Source organism: Bacillus safensis FO-36b (assembly GCF_000691165.1).
GTDB classification, from domain to species: Bacteria; Bacillota; Bacilli; order Bacillales; family Bacillaceae; genus Bacillus; species Bacillus safensis.
Genome location: NZ_ASJD01000005.1, coordinates 1 through 21,351 on the forward strand (window position 1 = coordinate 1; position 21,351 = coordinate 21,351).

General features: G+C 41.3%; 27 protein-coding genes. 2 read left to right on the plus strand and 25 right to left on the minus strand.

Annotated features, from left to right (window positions below):
• Positions 1-356 precede the first annotated feature (356 nt).
• Positions 357-545 carry a BlaI/MecI/CopY family transcriptional regulator gene (locus tag BA81_RS12010; protein ID WP_034282347.1) on the plus strand — a complete coding sequence of 63 codons (189 nt, stop codon included), beginning with the start codon at positions 357-359 and terminating at the stop codon, positions 543-545.
• Between the two features lie 65 nt (positions 546-610).
• On the opposite strand, the gene BA81_RS12015 is transcribed toward BA81_RS12010, so the two are convergent.
• The 21 genes from BA81_RS12015 to BA81_RS12120 form a co-directional block, all read right to left on the minus strand.
• Positions 611-1,243 carry a hypothetical protein gene (locus BA81_RS12015; RefSeq protein WP_034282349.1) on the minus strand — a complete coding sequence of 211 codons (633 nt, stop codon included), beginning with the start codon at positions 1,241-1,243 and terminating at the stop codon, positions 611-613.
• Between the two features lie 18 nt (positions 1,244-1,261).
• The gene (locus BA81_RS12020; RefSeq protein ID WP_034282350.1) at positions 1,262-2,005 is read right to left on the minus strand and encodes a hypothetical protein; all 744 of its coding nucleotides are present in this window, start codon (positions 2,003-2,005) and stop codon (positions 1,262-1,264) included.
• 249 nt (positions 2,006-2,254) lie between these two features.
• The gene (locus tag BA81_RS12025; protein WP_034282352.1) at positions 2,255-2,776 is read right to left on the minus strand and encodes a hypothetical protein; all 522 of its coding nucleotides are present in this window, start codon (positions 2,774-2,776) and stop codon (positions 2,255-2,257) included.
• Positions 2,777-3,589: 813 nt separating this feature from the next.
• The gene (locus tag BA81_RS12040; protein ID WP_034282356.1) at positions 3,590-4,207 is read right to left on the minus strand and encodes a hypothetical protein; all 618 of its coding nucleotides are present in this window, start codon (positions 4,205-4,207) and stop codon (positions 3,590-3,592) included.
• A complete protein-coding gene (locus tag BA81_RS12045) occupies positions 4,204-4,632 on the minus strand; it encodes a DUF6941 family protein (protein ID WP_034282357.1) in 429 nt (142 codons plus the stop codon). The genes BA81_RS12040 and BA81_RS12045 overlap by 4 nt, the downstream gene beginning before the upstream one ends.
• A 131-nt stretch (positions 4,633-4,763) precedes the next feature.
• On the minus strand, positions 4,764-5,642 hold the full coding sequence (locus tag BA81_RS12050; RefSeq protein ID WP_034282359.1) for a peptidoglycan recognition protein family protein: 879 nt from the start codon (positions 5,640-5,642) through the stop codon (positions 4,764-4,766).
• A gap of 56 nt (positions 5,643-5,698) precedes the next feature.
• Positions 5,699-5,962 (minus strand): phage holin, encoded by a 264-nt coding sequence (locus tag BA81_RS12055; RefSeq protein WP_034282361.1) that lies wholly within the window; start codon positions 5,960-5,962, stop codon positions 5,699-5,701.
• 12 nt (positions 5,963-5,974) lie between these two features.
• A complete protein-coding gene (locus BA81_RS12060; protein ID WP_025092921.1) occupies positions 5,975-6,187 on the minus strand; it encodes a BhlA/UviB family holin-like peptide in 213 nt (70 codons plus the stop codon).
• Between the two features lie 58 nt (positions 6,188-6,245).
• Complete coding sequence (locus BA81_RS12065) at positions 6,246-6,389, minus strand: XkdX family protein (protein ID WP_034282362.1); 144 nt, start codon at positions 6,387-6,389, stop codon at positions 6,246-6,248.
• Positions 6,386-6,760, minus strand: a complete 375-nt coding sequence (locus BA81_RS12070; protein WP_034282364.1) for a hypothetical protein — start codon at positions 6,758-6,760, stop codon at positions 6,386-6,388. Before BA81_RS12070 ends, BA81_RS12065 begins: the two co-directional genes overlap by 4 nt.
• A gap of 4 nt (positions 6,761-6,764) precedes the next feature.
• Complete coding sequence (locus BA81_RS12075; protein ID WP_034282366.1) at positions 6,765-7,892, minus strand: hypothetical protein; 1,128 nt, start codon at positions 7,890-7,892, stop codon at positions 6,765-6,767.
• Between the two features lie 17 nt (positions 7,893-7,909).
• Entirely contained in the window at positions 7,910-8,293 is a 384-nt protein-coding gene (locus BA81_RS12080; RefSeq protein WP_008361274.1) for a phage tail-collar fiber domain-containing protein, read from the minus strand.
• Positions 8,294-8,305: 12 nt separating this feature from the next.
• A complete protein-coding gene (locus tag BA81_RS12085; protein WP_034282368.1) occupies positions 8,306-9,229 on the minus strand; it encodes a YmfQ family protein in 924 nt (307 codons plus the stop codon).
• Entirely contained in the window at positions 9,216-10,262 is a 1,047-nt protein-coding gene (locus BA81_RS12090; protein ID WP_034282370.1) for a baseplate J/gp47 family protein, read from the minus strand. Before BA81_RS12090 ends, BA81_RS12085 begins: the two co-directional genes overlap by 14 nt.
• Complete coding sequence (locus BA81_RS12095; RefSeq protein ID WP_034282684.1) at positions 10,255-10,683, minus strand: DUF2634 domain-containing protein; 429 nt, start codon at positions 10,681-10,683, stop codon at positions 10,255-10,257. Before BA81_RS12095 ends, BA81_RS12090 begins: the two co-directional genes overlap by 8 nt.
• Positions 10,683-10,964 carry a DUF2577 family protein gene (locus BA81_RS12100; protein WP_034282372.1) on the minus strand — a complete coding sequence of 94 codons (282 nt, stop codon included), beginning with the start codon at positions 10,962-10,964 and terminating at the stop codon, positions 10,683-10,685. The genes BA81_RS12095 and BA81_RS12100 overlap by 1 nt, the downstream gene beginning before the upstream one ends.
• Positions 10,961-12,058, minus strand: a complete 1,098-nt coding sequence (locus tag BA81_RS12105) for an XkdQ/YqbQ family protein (protein ID WP_034282373.1) — start codon at positions 12,056-12,058, stop codon at positions 10,961-10,963. The genes BA81_RS12100 and BA81_RS12105 overlap by 4 nt, the downstream gene beginning before the upstream one ends.
• A gap of 11 nt (positions 12,059-12,069) precedes the next feature.
• Complete coding sequence (locus BA81_RS12110) at positions 12,070-12,732, minus strand: LysM peptidoglycan-binding domain-containing protein (RefSeq protein WP_034282375.1); 663 nt, start codon at positions 12,730-12,732, stop codon at positions 12,070-12,072.
• Positions 12,725-17,701, minus strand: coding sequence for a transglycosylase SLT domain-containing protein (locus BA81_RS12115; protein WP_034282377.1), 4,977 nt, complete (start codon positions 17,699-17,701; stop codon positions 12,725-12,727). Before BA81_RS12115 ends, BA81_RS12110 begins: the two co-directional genes overlap by 8 nt.
• A gap of 3 nt (positions 17,702-17,704) precedes the next feature.
• Positions 17,705-17,851, minus strand: coding sequence for a hypothetical protein (locus BA81_RS19565; RefSeq protein ID WP_108909034.1), 147 nt, complete (start codon positions 17,849-17,851; stop codon positions 17,705-17,707).
• Between the two features lie 29 nt (positions 17,852-17,880).
• Entirely contained in the window at positions 17,881-18,330 is a 450-nt protein-coding gene (locus BA81_RS12120) for a phage tail assembly chaperone (RefSeq protein WP_034282687.1), read from the minus strand.
• A 185-nt stretch (positions 18,331-18,515) separates the two neighbouring features.
• On the opposite strand from BA81_RS12120, the gene BA81_RS19925 reads away from it, so the two are divergent.
• Positions 18,516-18,572: a putative holin-like toxin gene (locus tag BA81_RS19925; RefSeq protein WP_229200408.1), complete on the plus strand. Its 57-nt coding sequence runs from the start codon at positions 18,516-18,518 to the stop codon at positions 18,570-18,572.
• A gap of 318 nt (positions 18,573-18,890) precedes the next feature.
• Here BA81_RS19925 and BA81_RS12125 read toward each other — a convergent pair whose 3' ends face one another.
• The 4 genes from BA81_RS12125 to BA81_RS12140 are packed head-to-tail and all read right to left on the minus strand — an operon-like array spanning position 18,891 to position 21,351.
• A complete protein-coding gene (locus tag BA81_RS12125; protein WP_034282378.1) occupies positions 18,891-19,334 on the minus strand; it encodes a phage tail tube protein in 444 nt (147 codons plus the stop codon).
• A 1-nt stretch (position 19,335) separates the two neighbouring features.
• Positions 19,336-20,682: a phage tail sheath family protein gene (locus BA81_RS12130; protein WP_034282380.1), complete on the minus strand. Its 1,347-nt coding sequence runs from the start codon at positions 20,680-20,682 to the stop codon at positions 19,336-19,338.
• 2 nt (positions 20,683-20,684) lie between these two features.
• The gene (locus BA81_RS12135) at positions 20,685-20,855 is read right to left on the minus strand and encodes a YqzN/YkzM domain-containing protein (protein WP_227001741.1); all 171 of its coding nucleotides are present in this window, start codon (positions 20,853-20,855) and stop codon (positions 20,685-20,687) included.
• 40 nt (positions 20,856-20,895) lie between these two features.
• Positions 20,896-21,351, minus strand: a complete 456-nt coding sequence (locus BA81_RS12140; RefSeq protein WP_034282384.1) for a phage tail terminator family protein — start codon at positions 21,349-21,351, stop codon at positions 20,896-20,898.

Here is a 21,351-nt window from a genome sequence, read left to right on the forward strand (position 1 = left end):
CGGCGTCCGGTACGTTAAATCTTTGAATATGGTAATACCATTCATTGATTTTCATACCTACATGAGAAGAAAGCACTTTCTCCATAAGTCCCTACCCCTTCCTAACTATTCCTTATAATGACATATATTATCATTTTAAGAATAATTCCACACCGAAAAGAAACCGCAAAAAAAGAGCTCCTGTAAAGGAGCCGTGTGAGTAATACATGAGTAATAGTGGATTGATAAAGAAGTAAATCATTGAAATATACGAATTTTTTTCCCTGTTTCCGCAGGGTAAACCGTATATAAATATATTATTACTCAAACCTAGACACAGAACAAACGTTCCGATAAAATGTTTTCGAGGTGAGAGTATGACTGATCTCGAAAGAAAGATCTATCGAATTATTTATAATATGAGTCGCTTCCGTAAGAATCCAACAATTGATGATCTGAAAAGAAAAACTGGTAAAGATGAAACGACTGTTAGGCAAGCAGTCAAAAACCTTCTGGAAAAAGAAGAATTGAAATGGGATAAAGAGAAAAGAGAATGGCGGTTTTAGTATCAGCTAACTAATGTCTGCTACACTAAAAAGAGCAACTTCCAAGTGAGAAGTTGCCCTTTATTTTAATCTTCAGGATCCTCAAAGATGCCGAGAATTTCATTCACATCGTATTGATAAAGTTCATACAGGCTGTGATCTGTAATCTCTCCTCTTTTTATTCTTTGATTAAGAACAAACATCATATCGATTGGTTCTCTTTCATAAGATATCATGTCATCATCTGCATCATTAAAATATAATACTGGCTTGTTTAAAAAGGGATGTGATTTAGGTTTAGTAAAGTATGTCCACTTCACTTGCGGATAGTTTCTCCTAATGGTTTCCCCATAATATATACCAATATCCATTGCTATCGCATAATCCACTTTTCCAATTTCAACTGGATTAGCTAGTAACCGTTCTTTTTCATCTTGATAAATAAAGTCAGGATATTGACTTAATCTTTCAAGTTTTATTCCTATTTCTTCTTCAGATAACTCATAAATTTCAATCTGAGATAAGTACCAACTATACACGTCAATTAAAGATTCCGGTGTATAATTAAAATCTACTTCACCATTCGTAAATTCTTCTAAAACAGATATCCTTTGAGGTATTTCATTAATAAACCAATCAAAAAGAATTTGCGCCTTTTTTTTAGAAAGTGATTCGTGTGAACCTACTTCAAATGGTGGTTCCATTAGAGGGTAATCCATTTAATAGCCTCCAAAACATTAGTCGTGGTATTGATAAGGAACTTTCTTTTTCTTTAAATATTCTCTTAAATTTTTAGTTGCTCCTATTTTACCAGTTTTAGCACTTTTAAAAAAGTGCCACTTCACTCCATCCACTTGACCAGCCTTTCTTAAAGCTACATCTTTGTCAATCTGTTTTCTTACAAAATTTGATAGACTTGTGTAACCAACTTTTGATTCATGTGCCACTCTTGTACTTGGAACATAAGCGTCCACAATTCTTTTCTCTTTTACCCATTTACCTTTTTTGTGATCATATACTCGAACATTTTTATATACCTTATGCCCAACTCCACCTACATAATCATTTAGGAATTTTTCACCTGCTGCTCCAGATTTAAAACCTTTTGCAGGAAGCTTAGGTTTTGCTGTTGGTTTTGGTGTTGGTTTTGGCTTTGGTACAATGGAACCACCTCCACCGCCGCCTCCGATACGACCTCCGTTAAAACCACCTCTATCCCAAGATTGAGTAGTTATTTTAATACTTTTTAGTTCTTCTTCGCTTAGAGCACTTTCATCTGAGTTTTCTTCCACTCCTTGAATTTCTTCAAGTTCTTCTTCAGCATCAGCATCATTATCTTCTTCAAGAATCACACTACTATCTTCTAAATAAACCTCATCTTCGTCTTGACCGACAGCTTTCACTTGTGGAATAAAACCTGTAACACCTACAAACAATGAAAATATTAATAGTAAACTTAAAACCTTGTTAGTGATTTTCACCTATTAATCCTCCTATTTATGTAATTTAAAGCTCCTTTAGTATAGTTTTACTTCAAATTTAAATAAAGACTTTAGAGGATATTTAAGGTAAATTTAAGATTTTATTGTAATATAATAGAATTATTTGTATTTAGAACTTTTTAATAGCAGTATTTAATTCATTGAGGAGACATCATGAAGTAACAACTGAGGGGGTACTAATACTAAACGTAAAAAAAGCCCCATCCGGTTAGGGGTGGAGCTATTCATTCAAAAAGTTATCGTTCTATTAAAACGGACTAAGGATCTGTTAGAGGGATCTGTACCTTTACTTAGGTGCACTTGTAATTCGATATCTTTTATCTTATCGTAGTCAACGTCACCTAAAGACCAATAGGAGACGGATTTAAAAGTAGAGTCCTTAGTGTCCATAGTTATATCTTCGGAGTTATAATCGACAAAAACCAACTCAGACGATCCGAGAGTTTTTGCTGAGTTTACACGTAGTATAAACGTAGCAGGAGAAACTAAATAAGTCTCGTCTTCTGAGGTATTTTTAAAAGATATGCTCAATCCGACCTCACCATCTGAGAAATGTATTTTTTCAATGTTCACATTTATATCTTCTATATTACTTTTATAATCGACGTCCACAGTTTTCAAATCTTTGGGTTTGTCTAAACTTAGAGTCGGAGCCTCATTATCCTCGTAATTGTACTCAATCTCTTCCTTAGATTCACTTACTTTTACGCCTCCGCATCCGGAAAGTGTCGTCAGAATCACAACTAACATCAAAAACCCCACGGAAATTCTATGTATTTTTATATCTTCCGCCTCCCCTCCGCTTCATTATACGTTATTGTTATATAAGATGGATACCTACGTTTACATAAGCAACCGCCAAAGTTTCGCTGAATTTTTCCCGATCTCTTCTAACACTTTTCTTTCAAGGATCATGTGGCGGATCCGTAATTCTATCAATGCTAAGTCCTGTCATGAGCTAAAAAAACACCCTAGCTTATATTTAACTAGGGTGTTTTTTGCTCTTTTAATTTTATAAAAATCACAAATTGATATACTCCAAATAGTACGGTTAGGATGATGATTGCAGTAAATATTTGATCGACTGGAAGCAAGAAATATACGACAATAAAAGATAAAAGCAAAACATGATAGTCTATATTGAACGCTTTTTTAAATGTAATCATATTACCTCCTTTTTACAATCATATCACGTTTTACCTAACCTTATAACCAACTTGTTCTCTATTAAAACACAAAAACCCCTATCCAAATGGTAAGGGGTTTAATCGTTTTAGCATTAATCATTATTATGATGAACCTGATCGTATTTGTCCATATGCGTGCTTAGCTTCCTTAACTAAAACATACATCCCTATAGCGTTTACGAAAAACACACTTACAAACCATAACCAAAAAGCGATAGTCTGCGTTGTTACGTCTAGTGATTGAGACCAATCTTTAGACAAGTAATACATCAGCCCACACATTAAAATACTGAAAGCCATAGGAGAGGTCAATTTGTTAACTAAGGCTAATACAATCTTAGTTGAAGATGTTGGAAAAGTAGTCTGAGGTTCTGGACTAGGATTCATTTACAAGTTCCCTCACTTTCTTTTTCAACACCATAGAGACCGGAAGAGAAAAAAGAATAACACTTGGAGGGAGCGTAATTGCTAGACTTAATCCAGTTAAGGATATACTTAAAGTTAAAATACCACCAATCAACCCTGAGTAAATTGCGAATTTTTCCGCTTTGTCTCTTGCTGATTTTAAATTTTTAAGCATTATATCCCCCTCCTTAATAATGTGATTTTCTTTTATTGTATTCGATAAAACAGAAATGTTTACTTTGTTTTGATCCCCTGAGTCAATTTTTTGATTCACAGCTTGCATCATATTTTGGTTGATGGTTTTACCTAGACTCACCACTCCATTGTTACTTAAGTTGAAATAAGAATGTGTATATTCCATATTATACACCTTATAAGTATTTCCTCTTCTGTTATAATCTTTGGAATTTGATGATACAGGAGAAATCGATCTTTGGCCAAGTTCGGTTACTTTAGGAATAATAGGACCAGCACTACTAGTTATTGATACTGCAGTCATCGCTGCCATAACTATAGTCAATGTTGCACTAGTTTTATTTTTGACATCCTCTTGAACAACTTGATTTTCAATATGAATTTTATTTATCATCTTTCTTCAGAATATACGTAGAATTTAAAACCATTTGATTTCAAACCATTTATATAAACGTCAACTACGTAAGTTCCTTCCTCTCTACAAGGGACATTCTGTAAGTTTAAATTAACATTGAACCCTTGTCCTTCTAGAGGGATGTTTTTATTTGAATTAAGATCTCTCGGAAGTGGTACAACTCCAGTATCGAATACTGTTTTTTCATTAGGACTTACAAGTTTAATTTGAATATCGTTCTCTTCTTCTAAATTAATTTGCAAAATCCCAACTGAAACAGCAAAACTCGGAGTTGCTGGAATAAAAGGTACTCGAATACTACTAGTTGGATTAACAAGTAATAAATCAGGTCTGTTCCTGCCTTGATTAACCACTTCCCTAGTTTCATCGCTCAACATAAAATTTGCAACATACGGTTCTTTCAATTGAATAAGCCTCCTGCTTAGTACAAAAATATTTGGTTGTATACCCATATTATACTATTTGAACAAATAAACACAAGCAAGAGTCTATTAATATACTTATTACCTCTAGGTGGCAAGCGTAAGACGGAACTTCATAAAAAATTCTTTAGCAACTTTTCCAACGCCCTTTTAGTCTTTGGACCATAGATGCCGTCTGCAACAAGACCATGCATGAGCTGGAACCGCTTGACCGCATACGCTGTCTTTGGACCATAGATGCCGTCTGCAACAAGACCATGCATGAGCTGGAACCGCTTGACCGCATTCGCTGTCTTTGGACCATAGTATCCGTCAATACCGTTATTTTTTGCGCCTTTATCGGGGTAGTAATACACAGCAGCCAGAGCCTCCTGCAATGCTTTTACTCCAGCGCCCTTTGTCAAAGGCTTTGTTATTTTAATGATGCCCGAAGGCAGGTTGTGTGTCTTTTTAGCAGGCTTGGAAGCCGCTGGTTTGGATGGTGTTGTTTTTGCTGGTTTCACAGTCGGCTTTTTATTTGTGTGAGCAATAGCAATACCCGCCTTGAAGCTGTCCCAGCGATTAAGCAGCTTTCGTGGACATTGTTTGCCGCTCCATCTTTTATGGGGAACAACATTGGCCAGCGGAATACCCTGATCCTGCATCAGCTGACGAATTAGCCATTGAGCGTTCTCGACTGCTTTCTCGAAATTACCGTCTGCATTTTCACAGATTTCAATGCCGATCGATTTCATGTTTCCGGTTCCCCGACCATCTCCTGCATGCCAGCCGTTTTCATTCAAAGGCAAATGTTGATAGATACAATTTTCATCCACCGTGTAGTGCCAGCTCACCGCTGTACTAGACCTTTTGACGAATGCAGCGTGACTCGCTGCGTTTGCCCCTTTTGCTGTGTTAGCTGTGTTATGAACCGTAATATACAAAGGCTTCATATAGTTTCCTGGTCTGTTGCGGTTACTCTTTGGAATAAAATCTTTAATGATTTTTACCATGTTCATCGTCTCCTCTGATCAATTTAATATAAAAAGAGCCACCTCATGGCAGCTCCTTACTTCGCTAATCCTTTTTGTTTCAGGACTTCTTTTTGTAACTTGCCTTTGTCAGTCACATAGTTGTTTTTAAACCATGCCACCAGGGTTGTTACGATTGTGAAGATCATTGAGAAAGCAAGGTACAACGTTTCAGCTAATGAAGTGACTTGATCCTCGCTGATCGGCAAGATTGGCTTGCCAAATAGAATTAACGTTTGGTTGATCAATGCCATAAATAGAAGCACCGTGCGGATCACCGTGCCTTTGTCGAAGTTTTTCATAAATGTTCCCTCCTATTTTAAATTCCGTTCAATTTTATCGAGCTTGTCGATCACGACATCATACTTTTCACTAAACTTTGCTAACACTTCATTTTGCGCTTCGATTTGTTCATTGAGCTTGTTTTCTCTTTCCTTTGTCGTGTTGAGAACATAAAACAATACCCAACAAAAAAGAACCGCAAAGGGTCCTTGTGTCATCAAATATTGCGCCAAATCCATTTCCACCATACTCACCTACCTCACTTTGTCCACCCCCTTAAAGAAGGCAAAATAAAAAGCCCCTCTAGGCTTCGTATTGTTCTCCTGTTATTTCCTCATAGTCTTCTTTGTTAATCCAACCGATTTCTACATAAAAAGCAATATCCTCTGGACCATAACACTTCCAATCCCAAAACTGCTTTATATCCGCAACTGTTGGATATATCATGATTTTTCACCACCCTTCAACTCCTGAATCTCAGTCATGAGTTGAGCCAATTGTTTTGCCATTTGTGCCTCACGCAATTTAGCTGCAGCTGCTTCTTTTGAAAGCTGACTCAATTGTTTAGTTAACACCGCATTTTGCTGTTTTAGTAAATCAATATCATACGGCGGTTGCTCTATTTGTAAGCTATCAATGTATTCCTGGGTTGCCGACTCGCTCCATGTCTTGCTTGTGGAATTATATTCCGCTATATATAACCCTTCTTGGGGTTGGACATCTGTAAATCCCTCTGGAATATCAGCATCATCAGGTATTTCTTTATCCCCACCAGGTATATACTTAAAATTTTCATCATAGGCGTATATTGGCTTCATAAAATCACTCCTTTGCTTTAAACATACAATTCACGACAATAAACTCAGTATTACTACTCGTGTCTTGTATACAGAAACGTCCATCTGTAGCGATATACTGTCTACTAAATTGCGGTCCCTTAAAACCACCGGTACTAGAAGCGATGCCAACATTATAGAGAGGGAAAGGCGGTTCACACCCTTCTGGCAACATAAACGCACCAACATCCCCAAGTGTACCGCCTGTGATGGCTCCTGTAACATGAACAATGCCCATCGCATCCTTTGCAACGCGAACCCGATAGTCATTATTGACCTCAGACTTATATGTTTTCCATCCGTTTCTGATAGTCGGTAACTTCCAGTCGAGTTTTGCATCTTTACTGGTTGTAATTCTCTCCCACCCTTTGAAACCTTGAGCATGGAATGTACCAATCCAAGTTATGTTATCAAATGATCTTGTAGCGATAATGCGTTTATATATGACTTCATTTTGTTCATACGCTGTTTCAAAAACATCAACGTAATAAAAACTTGTATCATTTTCTACTGGAGCATTAAGGAGTTGAGCTCCCATGTAAGGACCTGTCGGTAATTTGAATATATCGGTACCATTTGGAACCCTTGCAATTCTTCCATCGTTTGGTGTGAGCCTATATAACTGACCATTATTCCATCTATTCCTTTCGGCAACTGTCGGCAGCTGCGTCCAAGTGATAGATATATGGCTAGAATTATAGTAGAAGTAATACGCATTACCTGACGTGTCTACCGCAAAACCGGTTCCGATCTTATCTTGGCCAACTGTCTGTATTCCCCTTAAATAAGCGTTACTAGGCGCAGGGGAATCCTCTACACCTGGGGATGCAATGAAAGTACAGGTCCCTTTGTCTTTAATCGCATCATAAATATTTTTGTCAGCTGGAACAGAGATCAAGTATTTGCCGTCATCAGCTGTGATTTTATATAGCTGCGATTCATTCCATTTCTTCTTCTCTGCTTCAGATGCGTGCGGCTTGGTATCGTCTATATGGCCACCGAGTTGATCTAACAGTCCAGTATCATTTTCAAGTAATACCTTCACCATTTCATTGAACAGATCCGCATGAGCCTTGTCACTTGTTTCAAACACTTTAGGAGATTTAATGTCCATCAACGATCGCTCCTTTCTTAATAGATGTCATCAATCTCAAAGATGAATTCAATGTCACCATCTTTTTGCTTGTCTGTCATGGTGCGGATGGCGGTGAATTTGCCGTCTTCGTCGACAAGAGCCAATTCATTAATGACTTCCCCAGCAAGCTCCCCTTCAGCGATCGTGCAGGTGTAGCGGATTTTTGCTGGTTCCATGAATTCATATGAATCAATTTCTTTTTGAACAAGCTCACTCTTTAATTCTTGTTCTGTTCCATCCAGGGAGATTGGCTTGCCATCTTTCGTCCCACCATTCCCAAAAGCCATCTTAACGACTTTTGTGAGCTTTGTTCCTTCTGCTCTAGCCTTCGCCATTTGTTGCCGAGCATAAAGCGTTGTTACGGTTAATTGATCAGCCATTATGATCCTCCTTTATAAATCTATTTGTTTGGACGTGGCAGCTAGATATTTTGAACCGTCTAGCGGTACTGATCCATCAAGCGTCCAATATTTCTGCTTAATGATTGCACTTCCGCTTTGCTCATTTGATACATGAGTAGCCATGCGGAATGTCATTTTCCTTTTTTCTTTATTTACGCGTTTGAAATGAGATCGAAGTGTAAGAGCTGCTTGTTGATCCGTTTCGTGTTTGGCTCCTACCATGACATATCTTGTACGTCCAAGAACTTTCATTTCTTTTTTGAGCTTCAAGGTCAGCTTTAAAGATTGCCGGAAGCGCACTGGAATATCTGTTGAATTGCGCGATCCGCTCAAATAAAAAGTGCCATTAAGTAAAAACTCTCCATTTAACAGAATCGGGATGTGATCAAAAAAGCCCACTCTGCTGCGCAGTGTGAGCCGGTTATGATAGTCTTTAATTTCTTTTACATCCGTATGATGAACGCTTGTGAATTTGTAAGCCAAGTGTGCAGGCTTTAAGTTTTCAAGCGTCTCCACAATGTATCTGGTGTTCTGCAGGTCATCCAAATTAACACGAAGGGAGAAATGATAGCGGCCTGTCGTTAGACGAACCACTGCGCTAGGGTTCTTCAAGAACCGGTTCACTGCTCTTTCTAGTGATGCATACGTGATCGGTGGAATGTTTGACATGAGATTCAATACACGTGCCCTTCTCAATTCAATCGAGTCACCTGACTCACGCTGCACCTTCAGCATTCTTTCCCATCGATCCAATCCCCATGTTGCTGTGATCGGAAAAAGCTGATCAGTCATATCAAAAATAGAATCGTCTAGCCTTTCCATTTCAGGGGCTTCGGATTTCATTAATTCATCAAATTCAGTGATCTCCGTTAGATAGGAAGGTAAATAGGCCTTCATATCATCATACTTGCTCATTGACGATCACCTGCCCTAGACGCGGAATCTCAATGTCCTGAAGCGGCAAGTTTTTGGCTTCACCGTTGATCAAGACATCCGCATAATCAGAGACACTATCCGCATGATACAAAATATCATTGATCGCTGACATTCTGATCACGTTCTCCTCAAAAGCAAGTGATTTCAGGAGAGACTTGATCTTCTCTTCTATCTCTTGTTGAGCATCTTCAAGTGAATAGTCCATTTTAAGCTCCACTGATAGGGACACCTCAACATCTTTCCACTTAGCACTCTCGATGGTTGCGGTGGCTCCAATCGGTGCTTGGCCTTCCCCTTCGCCCGGAACCGGATCAATGTACTCCCGCACCTTATTGACAAGCAAATCTGTCGCAACGTCAAAATTCCCGTCAGTGATGACAACTTTTACTGTGCCTTCACCATTCCAAAGTGGAAACACCTTCGCCCTGCCAACTCCTTCTACTTCTTCAGCCCACTTTTTATAATGAGCTTTGTTGGCACTAACAGCCTCCCGCCTTGCCCTCATCAAGTACCGCTCATAAAGAGCTTCATCGTCTTCTTCCTCTTGCCCTGGTATCTTCAATTCTTCAAAGATGACAGACTCTAATCCTGGTATGTTATCGAGTGATAAGAGCGGCAGCTCTGCAAAATTCCCATTGCCTACAGCACCAGTCGTTTCACATTTCAAAGTTCCATCAGATTCAAACTGAAAATATAGACTATCAATGTAGAACCTTGATCCCGTTGGTATTCTTATACCTTCGGGCGAGACTTCAACGGACCATACAGCACTTGTGGCCGCTTTACGAGTGATTCCAACTTCAGCAGCTCGTCTATCTAAAAATTCTCCCTGCGCTGTATCCGCAAAGACAAGATCGAATACCTGATCAAGCCATATATAAGATTGAGCAAGTTCCGCAGCTGCAGGAGCCAACGCATTCCATATGACGCTGTTTTCACGTTTATCAATATCATCGGGTATACGTTCCAACATGCGTTCCATGATGGCTTCATAAGACTGATCTTCAAACATCTTCGCCAATCACCTCCTCGATCTCCAAGGTTCCCTCATCTGTCACAACATTAAAGACCACCTTAAAAGTTGCCCCTTCTTTAGTGATCTCAAAATCTTGCACACTTTCAATTCTTTCATCAACAAGAAGTGCTTCTTCTATTAGACGCGGGATCTCCATCTCCTTGTATTCATCAGTTGCTTCTTCATCAGATACCGATTCCTGCACCTCACAACCAACATCATGGCTGTAGATAGGATGTGCATACCGCTCTGTCCTAAGTGTGATGTAAACGAATTGGCGAATGGCATCGAGACCATTAATCTTTTCATTGGTTAGACGGCCATTTTCAAAGTCGATTCGGTAGGTAGTCGAAGGTTCAACAATATCATCTTCATCTTCCTCAAAATCTTCAATTTCCTCTTCTGGAGAGAGCGTCATCATGAACCACCTCCTACTACTTTATCTAAGATGTAAAACATCTGACCGCCTGTCATCGCAAGGACCATGACACTATCGCCTTCTTCTAGCTCATCATCTTCCCCCTCATCTAATCGGGCTGGCCAGATAAAGAGTTCTTCAGGAATGATGAGTTTGTCATTTTCGTTGAGCCTAACACTAAGAGGAGAAACAGACACCACATCACCGAGTATCAATTCCATTGGTGATTGTGCATCAACAGCATCGACAGCCAATCGCTTAATTGCCTCGCTTAGTTTCATGTCTGGTTCCCCGTTGGGATCGTATTCTTTTCAACGACATCAATCGTCATGGTGTGTTTGGTTCCTTTAAATTCATGGCTGTCTTGATCGATCCAGTACGTTTTTTTGATACCGATATCAGGAATGATGATGCGTATTGGCATGCCGCTTTGCAGTTCAGGGATTCCGAGTGCTTGGATACTTTTGAGTTCTTTTTTCACGCCCTTTTTCTGTGAGAGACGAACATCAGCCCTCTTTTGCAGCTGTGCCTGATTGATTTCCCCTGACACTCTTTCGACGTGCTGCAGGATGCCATATTTACTTCTAGCAGCACTATCATTCGCCACAGCCAACATCTCAATCTCTTTCTTTTGCGTAACAGTTTTCGGCTTGGTAGGTTTGGTCGTTTTCTTATCTTTTTCTTTATCTTTGTCAGTAGTCTTAGATTTCTTTTTTTCCTTCTTTAGCACCTTAATTTTTTCCACATGTGTCGCTCTCATCTTCACACGTGTGGCTGTTTCCTCAATCGAGGTGCTGTACTGATAATCAATGAGATTCACGCCTGATTCAATGACCCATACTTCGGACGGATCAGGCCAAGCTCTCAGCCCCATTTTGCCTTTAGAAGAGTAAATCTGATAGTTACGTCCTGTTTGTTTCTTTGTTTCTCTTAGAGCCTGCAAGATGATGTCATATAGGCTTGTATCGTTTTTGAATACAAGTGATTTAATGACATGGCCAGTGTTAGCGATTGAAGTCATCGGGATCTGAAAATCTTGACCAAGCCGCTTCATTATCTGATCAGCTCTCTTATTGGAAAAGACATAGACATCCTGGTTCTTCACCAAATACTGAAGCATGTCGTAAGCAGTAAAAGTGATCTTTTCATCTTTGGGCGTTCTTGCAAACACTGTTCCTCTGAAAAGCTCTTTTCCTTTCCACTTGAAAAGAACCGTGTCACCCTCTTTGATGCTGTAATACTTTTGAGAACCCTGTTTTGTCACGATATTTGCTTGTATTGATCGGGGAGCTTGATACCTTTGACCACGAAGCGTGACGCTCTCTGTCACCAGCTCATACATGGTCCCGCTCCGCACTGCAAAGAGTTCTATCAATCAGATCACCCCTATTGTGGTATTTTTAATTTTTGACCAGGGAAAATCCAATGCCCTGGTTGTCTAATATTGCGTCTACTTCGTTTGATCATCGCAGCTTTATTCGCATTCCAAATGCGCCGCCATTTTGTGCTATCACCATAGAAGCGGCCGGAAATGTCCCACAATGTATCACCCTTTTTAACGGTGTACACTTTTGGTGCGCCTTTTGAGCTGCGTTTTTTGCTGCTCTTTTTGGCTTTTCGTTTGATTTTTCTAGGTGATGCGGTTTTGTATTCCTTCAGCTGCAGCGTAAATTCACGATCGCCCACATCATAAGTACCTTCGCTATGGTTAAAACTCTCTATGCTGCATTGCATATTGATTTTGGTTCCTGTGACAATAAAGCGTACAGGCTTCTTTGAACGCATCATTCGTTCAATTTTGGCTATTGCATTCTCTGGTGATGGAATGCTTTTATATTCAGCGATCGGTGTATACTTCTTCGGAAAAAAGGCTGTAAATGAAATTTGACGAGCTCCTGGTACATCCAAGAATGTGAGCTCGCCAAATTTTGATACTTTGATAGATTCATTTTGTACGTTGTTATTGAGTTCTAATTTCTCAGGAAGAACAGGGAATCGCAGTTTGTCCTTCCCTTGCGAAATCCATAATTGATATTTTGATTTAGCCATCGATCACGACTCCCTTCGTTCCTGTGTTGATCTCGACTTCTAGTTCTTCAGCTATTGATCGTTTGATCTTTTCAACAAGTGAATCTTCATCTTGGCCGTTATGGAAGTGCTGATCACCATTAAAGTTAATGATGACCTGTTTTGATCCGCTGGAAGCAGACGGTGCATTTGCTGTGCCAGCTGTTACTGTTTGCACCTGCCCTTGTGAAAGCTCAGATGATGCAGCAGTGGCCGGATCGTATACGTCCATTCCTAAAGCCTGTGCAGCTTGAGCCAACAAGTAGCGACCACGTATGCCACGCTCTTCAGGAATAATCCATTCACGCTTGTTTCCTTCACCGACTCTGGCGATTTGCTCTTGCGTGATTAGACCACCGTTTGCATAACCCTTATATGGTCCGCCATTTCTGATACTTCTTAATCCAGGCGTATTATAGACACTTCCATACCTGCCTTTGATGTAGTTAATGGCTGCCGCAGCATTATGAATCGGGTTCCAGATGTCGTTCATGCCGCTGACTTTATTAGAGTTAAATGTCGGATCAATGGTCTGCATCAATCCTTTAGACGGCGTTCCCCTCTTGGCGTTTGAATCCCATAGGTTGATTGCTTTCGGGTTCCCACGTGACTCATTCTGCGCGATCGTCATCAAACCAGGTAGCCAGCTCATAGATGTGCCGGTTGCCATTAATGCAGCCATAAGCCATTGTTGAACACTCAGATTAGATGCGCCCATACCACTAAATGCAGCAATTAAGGAACCAGCTTGATTCTCTGCGAATTTCTTCACGTCAACCGAATCAAGACCTTTGACGACACCGATCGATGCGAATTTCCCAAGACTCATCATGACACGTGAAGGAGAATGAATGTCTAGCTCTTCCCTAAACGCCTGCTCCACTTTCTTGGCCATGTCCTTGGCTGCTTGTGTCACTTCACTTTCTTTGGAACGCATGCCGCTGTTAAATGCGTCAATTAGTCCAGCGCCCCAGGTAGGTGATTCTTGTCGAGCGGATAAGAAAGGTTGTCTTACATTTTGATCTAAGAATTGACCTGTGCCAGTTGGTGTCATGTTTTGACCTGCAGCAAAACCGGTGATAGTTTGTGCTCCATACTGCGGAGTCGCTGCCTGAATTTGAGTAAATGGCTGCTTGATATTAGCTTGTTTCCACTGTTCAAGTGAAACCACTTTGCTGTTTAACCCTTTTTCAAAGTCAGTGCTAAACTGTTCCCCGTATTTTGATGCGTTGGCCGCGTCTCCAATTGAAACCGATCCACTTGCAGACGTGGAAATTGATGAAGCAGCTGCCGGTCTCATAGGAGATGATGAGCTTGCTGGAGAGGTTGGTGATGCACCGTTTGGCACAACAGACATTCCAAGGTGAGAAGCAGCCTGAGCAAGCAACATCTTTCCTCGTCCTCGGTTATTTTGAGTTGTAATAACAAATTCGTTACCGGCTTCACCGACCCATGATAAGGTTGGCTGGGTGATATAACCACCGGTGGCTTTCTGATCTGGTTTTTTTCCCTTGGTAGGGACTTTTTTCATACCTGTTTTTTCTTCACCTTTTCTTTCAAAGAAATTAAATCCTTTTCCAGTAATCTCTTTTGCTTTACCAACCACTTTACCAACTAAACCGAAAAAACCATTCCATATTTCTGTTAGTTTTTCAGCATGTCTCTTCAATGGTTGAAATACTTTTTCATCAAACCATCCACTCACTACTTCCCATATACCTTTGATGATTCTCCATGCATCCTGAAATTTCTCCCACACGAAGGTAATCGCTGGCTCTGCATACTTTTTATATGGTTGCCACACATACTCATCAAACCATTTGGCAAGTATAATCCAAGTGGTTTTAATCCAGTTCCACGTGCTTTTAAACAGGTTCCAAATAAACATGATGGCTGGCAAACCAACATTGATGAAAGGCTGCCATACGAAGGTATCAAACCATACCGCAAATGTGCCCCATACGAATTGAATCCAATTCCAGAACTCTGTCAACTTAGTCCACACCCAGACAATGGCTTCAATTGCCACTGATCCAAATGGTTCCCAGACGTAAGTCATGAACCATGCTGAGAAAACGGACCAGGTGATTTGTATCCAGTTCCATAATTCGGTGATCTTGTTCCATACAAGAGTGATAGCAGCTACTGCGATTTGTCCGTACGGAGTCCATACGTTATCCATAAACCAAGTTGATGCAGCTCCCCATACGGAACTAATCACTTCCCATGCAACGACAAAAACACCAACTACAAAGTTGATGATTGGTACTGCAAAGTTATAAATAGGGAGCCACACGTTATTCATAAACCAAGAGGAAAGCTGACCCCATTTCTCAGTGATCCATGTCCATGTGTCGCTGAAGAACGTTGTAATAGGTGTTAGAACATTATCATTGAACCAACCGGAAACAGTGATCCATGTTTCTTTAATCCATTGGACTGCATTCTCTGCACCTTTGACAAGCTCATCCCATTTCTTCTTGATGGTCCCGTCATCAAACATCTTACCGATCCAGTTACCGAGATCACCGCCAAAGATGCTTCCTAATACTCCACCGATAGCTGTTCCAATTCCAGGGGCAATCATTGTTCCGATTGCCGCTCCACCGATTCCGCCTCCTAGATTTCCTGTGAACCCACCGATCTTTTCACCTTTGTTGTCATTATTCATCCCGATTAATTCGGTGGCTGCAATAAGTGTACCGAGAATAGGAATACGTTTTCCGATGCTCTTTGCACCTTTACCGACTTTACCTAACAATCCACCGCCACGCCCTTGGTTTGGCGTTGTTGGTCGTACCGGCTCACCTCTATTGATCCAAGGCTGACGATATTCAGGAGTTCGTGGGTTCCTCGGCGGTCGCCCTGCTCCTCCAGCTCCACCGATTACACCACCGCTCGTTCCTGCTCCCATCCCGCCTCTTAAACCTTTGCCCCATTTATAGACAGCAAAGGCTCCAGAAAGAATGGATTTGAGCGGCTTTAACAACGTGGCCACTTTCCCCAGGAATGCAAGCGCAAACGCATTGGCAATCAAAGCACCAGCAATTGATCCTTCTCCAGTAAGAGCATTCAAGTTGATCTCACCGATCTTCTTGGTGATACGAATTCCCAATTGCGCTGGATCAAGAGCTTCTAAAAATGATTCGATGAATATCCTTCCTGCTTTGGCTCCTGCATCAGTGAAACTGTCCTCGGATGATTTGTCATCAATACCAAGTAGACCGTTGATAACACCGTTTATGATACCGCCGTAAGTCTTCCCAACATTTTCAGCCATCTTAAAAAGACCTGGTTTCCCTGTCTTTTCCCACCATTGGCCAAAAACGTCTTTCGTATTATCAAGGACGAGCTTCCATCTTGTCTCAAAGCTCATATCTCGATATTTCTCAAGCTGTTCAAAGTGTTTCTGCAATTTGGGGTTATCCTTAAATTTCACTTTGAGCTCTTTCATTTGCTTCTTGGAGAGTTTTTCTCCAGGGAACAAAATTTTGAACTGATCACCAATAAATCCGAAAACACTCTTTGTCGGATTCAGGAAGCTGTTAGCGAATTTTTTGCCCGCCTTTTCAGCTTTGTTTGATAGATCAGTCAGCACAAAGGAATATTCCCCACGCCACGTTCTGAACGCTTCGAGAGCGGGCTGGAACGCAGCTGCAAGTCCTTTACCCCAAGGCATCAAAATAGAGTTGTTGATGAATGATTTGACACCGAGGAATAAGTTGGCCAAGTTGTCCGACATTTTGATCATCATGTCGTTGTATTTGCCAAATTCCTTCGTTACTTCCGGCCATGTCTTAGAGATGTCTTTTCCACTCTCTGCAAGTTTTTCGAGCTTACCTCTAGCATCACCAGAGATAGCCCCCATTTCCTGAAGCGCTGCCGTTGCGTCACCGATAGGACGCCCCGATTTAATGCCGTCATATAAACGCCCCATCCATAGCGCAACTTCTGAGAACGGTCGCTGAACACCTGCAGCAACGTCCCCGATTAGCTTCATTCCTTCAGTAGTCGATAGAGCGTTCCCTGTGAATACTTGGAGAACACGACTTGACTCGAAAATGTCATCACGAGTAAATGGCGTTTGTCCGGCAAAGGCTGTCAGCTCGTCCAGACGTGCATCTGCTTTCCCTCTGCTACCGAGCAGTGTTTCAAAAGCCGTGGTCATGTTCTGTCGATCCGCTACCATTTTGAGCGGCACGACAATACCGCCTGTTGCACCGGCACCGACTCCAAGCAAACCAAGTGTGCTGGTCACAGCTGACACAATCCCCCGTAATGGCTTTGTGATTAGGTCAAGGACCTTGATTGTGGTTGTGTAAGTCCGTCCCAAATGGGTATTTGCAAATGAGACGGCTCCACGTACTGGAGCGGTGAAACGATCGATCGCATTAATCGCCACCCTGTATTCAGTACCCAAGGTATTCCGAGTATAAGACGCTATACGGCTGACTGTTCGTCGAACCATATCAACGGCTCTAATGGTATAGCTGTAGCCCCGGCCAAGCTGACGCGCTGCATATGATGCAATACGTCTGATCCCTGTGGTTGCACGATCATGGACCGTTATGGCAAACCGTTCTACTTTGCCAAACTTCCGATCGATGTAACGACGAAGCCTGACAAGCCCTGGTGTTGCCTGATCTTTAATGCGCATCAGCACACTATGAGTACGCGGCATCTTGCGTTGTAAGAAGCCATTGAACTTTCGTAGTGCTTTTGTGGCCAGATCATTTACATCAAGCGTCAGCTGATAAGTGCGCGCAAGATCGCGCAATACAAACCGCTGCACACGTCTTAATGCAATTGTGGCATTGTCCCTGATTCTTAGAGTGATTGGCCGCTCTGATCTGCGGCGCAATCTATCTAGTCGTTCTAAGTCCCCTCTTATCAAACGCAATTTACGCGTGATCCGGTCTTGTAAATCAAACCGAGCTGTTAAACGAGCCATGTCTTATCCCCCTTTCTTTGATTCTTTTTCTAACACTTCGAGTTTGTGGCCTATCAGCCCAAACAAAAAGGCCTTGAATTGTCTTGGCGCTTCATAGACCTCTAATAGTTCAGACGGGGAGTAATGAAGCTCATGCATGCAGTAATACAGATACACCGCCTCTTTATTCCCGTCCTTTATTAGTTTTTTGCTTTTGTTTCAAGGTCCTCAATCTCGTCTTCAAAACCGTTGACCTCAATAGCTTTGTTTAACCAGTTCGCATATTCACCGCCGACAGACAGGACACGTTTTGCCACTTCGACTGGATCTTGTGTGTTGTATGCTTCGCGCAATTCTTTTGACTTAAAGTCAGGATAAATAGTTGATTCAACCGCAATACGTGCATAGAAGCGTTGAGAATCCAAGTCTTTCACACGTCCACGACCTTTGACATTTTTATAAGTCGTGTTTTCTTTCTCCAGCTCATCGATGCGCTCAGTTGTAATGGCTTTGAATACGAATGGAATCACTTCACCCTTTTTATCAACAAAGCGCTTTGAAATGATTGATTTGATTTCTTCTGTCTCAGCTGTTTGTCCTGGCATAAAGAATGAAAGATCATATACGTTGTTTGTTTGTTTTTCGCTCATGTTTAAAAACTCCCTTTGATTTGTTTTTAGAATGCAAAAAAGCACATCCATTTTTTGAATGTGCTTTCCAATCTTTTCATGTATAATATAAATCGTACAATTGAACGGCTTACTCAAGGGTGGTCTGGCTCATCCCCGTAAGAAAGGGGGTGATGCTTATGTCAACGTTTCAAGCGATTTCGCTCATGCTTTTATTTGGGATGTTTATCCTTGCCCTGTTGACGTATATAAACAAAAAATAGGCCTCCCTTGAGCCTGGTAAGTTCGTAGGGATTGCCTATCCTTGTTGCTTCACCTGATTTAAGCCAGACCCTTGAAGGGCCTCATTGTACATTGCCGGGATGTTAGCGCATCCTGGCTTCTTTTTATTTTATGCAAATTGCTTTGCATGTAAACGAATTTTTTCTCGAAAGGTAAATGGTGGGTTAGCTATTATCCCATTTATCCCATGTATCCCATTTATCAAAAGTATATCATATTTGTACAAAAAAAGTGAAAATACTTTATTTAAAAAAATCACTAGTCAGTTCTTTTGTTACATTTTCTATGGTGATTAAAATTTAAAAGGAATCCTTCAACTTCTCAGGAAGATCAAAGTCCTCAAACGTGAAAGGAACCTCTTCTTCAAGTGCTTCTGAATCCACATCAAGCCCTGCAATTTTAGCTGAATCAAAGTTCACATCAAACAATGTGACACGCTCTGTGCCTCGGCCAGATGACTTATCATCAAGCACAGCTTGAATGGTGAAGTACGGATCTTGTCCTTTTTTTACATAGTTCAGCATCAACTGAACGAAACGTGATGTAACCTTATAGAAAGTCGCTGTACCAGTACCATTCGCACCGGTTGTCTTGTGACCGGTCATGCGACGCCCCATAACGTTAACTTCTGATTTGTTTTTCTCCACGTTCGCTTCAAATGTTTTAATAAACGCCAATTCCTCACCATCGAGGAATAAGCGTCCTTCCTTACCTGAAATGGTATTCTGCGCTTTAAAAGCCATCTTATTTCACCTCTACATTGAAATAGAATTTTTCAGCTGCATCAACAGGTTGAACAGCTAGATCAATCAAGAAACCGTCACGATCTTCATTTAAAGCGATCATGATGTCGGTCTCAGAGTCAAAGCCAGTGATCCCAGATCCATCTTGGAGCTGAGTTAGATATTGCGTGATGAGTGTTTTCACCAGCTGCAACCCATCATCAGATGCCGGAATGTCATTGCCATTTGCTTTGCGTAACTTAATCAGATCCTTCAATTCACGTGTTAGATCGTTATTGATGGCATCTAACACACGAATGATCTTGTTTTTCCCGAATGTCCTGTTTTTCTCCGTTGTATAACTTGTCAGAGAGTTGATGTCCTTCTCAACGCTTACTGTACGATCTCTCGCATCAAACGTGAACAAGAATTCCCCTTGTGATAAGCGGTATTCCACTTGATCATTATCAAGACGCTCTAACGTATCCACAGCCCCTTCATATTCAACAAATGTCAGTGACTGATTGAAGTTGGCTCCTGCAGATGCACCGGCAACCCATGCAGTTGCTTTTGCTGGCGTAATCTCTGTGCCATCTTCTAGCAAGACACCACTTGTGACATTGATAATTCCCTCGTGATCAGCTGCATAGTTCGGTAAAACACCTTGCACTTTACGACCTTGGTCATCACGCAGACGCTTGATGAAAGCCACAAATGTCGCTTTTAACTGCTCGCTAGTGTTATTAGGCAGAGCGATCACATCAAAGTATTCTGTTTCAGCTGCTTCAAGGAATGCTGTGTAATCTGCCACGCTTGGCACACCGTTTTTTCCACCGCTTAGTGTTACGCCAGCTGTGATTGTCACTTCACCTTCACCTGAAAATTGAACGTATTTATTTTGCTTCAGCTCTTTGACATCAGTGACAACCTGCTTATCAACAATGTCTGTACCAACGTAAGTCACAACATCACGCTTGGAGCTGTCCAATACGTTTTCTGTGACTTGGATCGTGACCTCATTGCCCTTTTGTCCGCCATAATTGGCAAGCACGTTGAAATTCTCGCTGATCTGAGCCTTTGCAGGTTCACCCTCATTCAAGCGATAAAGCAAGACTGTTTGTGCTTTTTTCTTGGCTTCTCGGAAAAGAAGCAGTGATTTGTCATCGATGTTTAATCCGACTTTTTTATTTAAGTCCTCGATGCCTGAGATTGAGATAAACGTTTTCGGCTCTCCCCAGCTCATTGTGATTGGAAGTGCAACGGTGCCGCGATCACCTAACGTGATACGCTGCTGTGCTGTGGTTTTGAAATTGAAGTAGATACCAGGACGCTTTTTTTCTGTACCTGGTGTAAATGTGCCTCCGTTCATGCTTAAACCTCCTTAGACAAAAAAGCCTCAATCTGCTTCTTTGCTTCTGTTTTTGTAATTGGTTGATCTTTGATATAAAAAAGAGCACCTTCAAGGATTTCAGGCTTTACGCCAAATACTTCCTTGCTGTGCTCTTTCAAGGCTTCAAATGAGAACCCTGGTTCCTTTGGAATAACCGGAGTGGCTTTCTCTTCTTTCACCTGTGATTCATTTTTATTCTTGGCCACTTTTTATCACCCCATCTGAAAAATTTATGTCATCAAGGCTTGGCTGCTCGTCTCGGTTGTACCAATAGGCACTATCCCATGTGAGGACAATTGTTGCCACGCCTTGATCACCATTCCTAGTTTCTGCCCTCTTAATGCGAACATATTGATCGAGCGGTTCACCTTCTACACTAACCATCTGAATAATATTCCGATCAGCTGACAAGGCATCAACGATTGTTTCTGCCGCATCATGAGCCTGCTCAGAGTCCTTGTGAAACACTTTTATATGCAGCGTGTATGTTTTGAGAAACGTTGAAACAGTATCGTTTTTTGTGTTTGTCCATGCTGCAGGAAAGTACATCGACGGGATCTGAAATTGTTCGGGAATTTCCTTTTCGTAGACCTTCACAGGAAACCGTTTGTAACAATAGTGCATGATGGCGCCGACTTCTTGATTCAT

Bases quoted from the DNA above. Each gene is read 5' to 3' on its own strand.
- BA81_RS12010 (WP_034282347.1), top strand. From the start codon at position 357: ATGACTGATCTCGAAAGAAAGATCTATCGAATTATTTATAATATGAGT.
- BA81_RS12015 (WP_034282349.1), bottom strand. From the start codon at position 1,243: ATGGATTACCCTCTAATGGAACCACCATTTGAAGTAGGTTCACACGAA.
- BA81_RS12025 (WP_034282352.1), bottom strand. From the start codon at position 2,776: ATGTTAGTTGTGATTCTGACGACACTTTCCGGATGCGGAGGCGTAAAA.
- BA81_RS12040 (WP_034282356.1), bottom strand. From the start codon at position 4,207: ATGATAAATAAAATTCATATTGAAAATCAAGTTGTTCAAGAGGATGTC.
- BA81_RS12050 (WP_034282359.1), bottom strand. From the start codon at position 5,642: ATGGTAAAAATCATTAAAGATTTTATTCCAAAGAGTAACCGCAACAGA.
- BA81_RS12055 (WP_034282361.1), bottom strand. From the start codon at position 5,962: ATGAAAAACTTCGACAAAGGCACGGTGATCCGCACGGTGCTTCTATTT.
- BA81_RS12065 (WP_034282362.1), bottom strand. From the start codon at position 6,389: ATGATATATCCAACAGTTGCGGATATAAAGCAGTTTTGGGATTGGAAG.
- BA81_RS12070 (WP_034282364.1), bottom strand. From the start codon at position 6,760: ATGAAGCCAATATACGCCTATGATGAAAATTTTAAGTATATACCTGGT.
- BA81_RS12075 (WP_034282366.1), bottom strand. From the start codon at position 7,892: ATGGACATTAAATCTCCTAAAGTGTTTGAAACAAGTGACAAGGCTCAT.
- BA81_RS12080 (WP_008361274.1), bottom strand. From the start codon at position 8,293: ATGGCTGATCAATTAACCGTAACAACGCTTTATGCTCGGCAACAAATG.
- BA81_RS12085 (WP_034282368.1), bottom strand. From the start codon at position 9,229: ATGAGCAAGTATGATGATATGAAGGCCTATTTACCTTCCTATCTAACG.
- BA81_RS12090 (WP_034282370.1), bottom strand. From the start codon at position 10,262: ATGTTTGAAGATCAGTCTTATGAAGCCATCATGGAACGCATGTTGGAA.
- BA81_RS12095 (WP_034282684.1), bottom strand. From the start codon at position 10,683: ATGACGCTCTCTCCAGAAGAGGAAATTGAAGATTTTGAGGAAGATGAA.
- BA81_RS12100 (WP_034282372.1), bottom strand. From the start codon at position 10,964: ATGAAACTAAGCGAGGCAATTAAGCGATTGGCTGTCGATGCTGTTGAT.
- BA81_RS12110 (WP_034282375.1), bottom strand. From the start codon at position 12,732: ATGGCTAAATCAAAATATCAATTATGGATTTCGCAAGGGAAGGACAAA.
- BA81_RS12115 (WP_034282377.1), bottom strand. From the start codon at position 17,701: ATGGCTCGTTTAACAGCTCGGTTTGATTTACAAGACCGGATCACGCGT.
- BA81_RS12120 (WP_034282687.1), bottom strand. From the start codon at position 18,330: ATGAGCGAAAAACAAACAAACAACGTATATGATCTTTCATTCTTTATG.
- BA81_RS12125 (WP_034282378.1), bottom strand. From the start codon at position 19,334: ATGGCTTTTAAAGCGCAGAATACCATTTCAGGTAAGGAAGGACGCTTA.
- BA81_RS12130 (WP_034282380.1), bottom strand. From the start codon at position 20,682: ATGAACGGAGGCACATTTACACCAGGTACAGAAAAAAAGCGTCCTGGT.
- BA81_RS12140 (WP_034282384.1), bottom strand. From the start codon at position 21,351: ATGAATCAAGAAGTCGGCGCCATCATGCACTATTGTTACAAACGGTTT.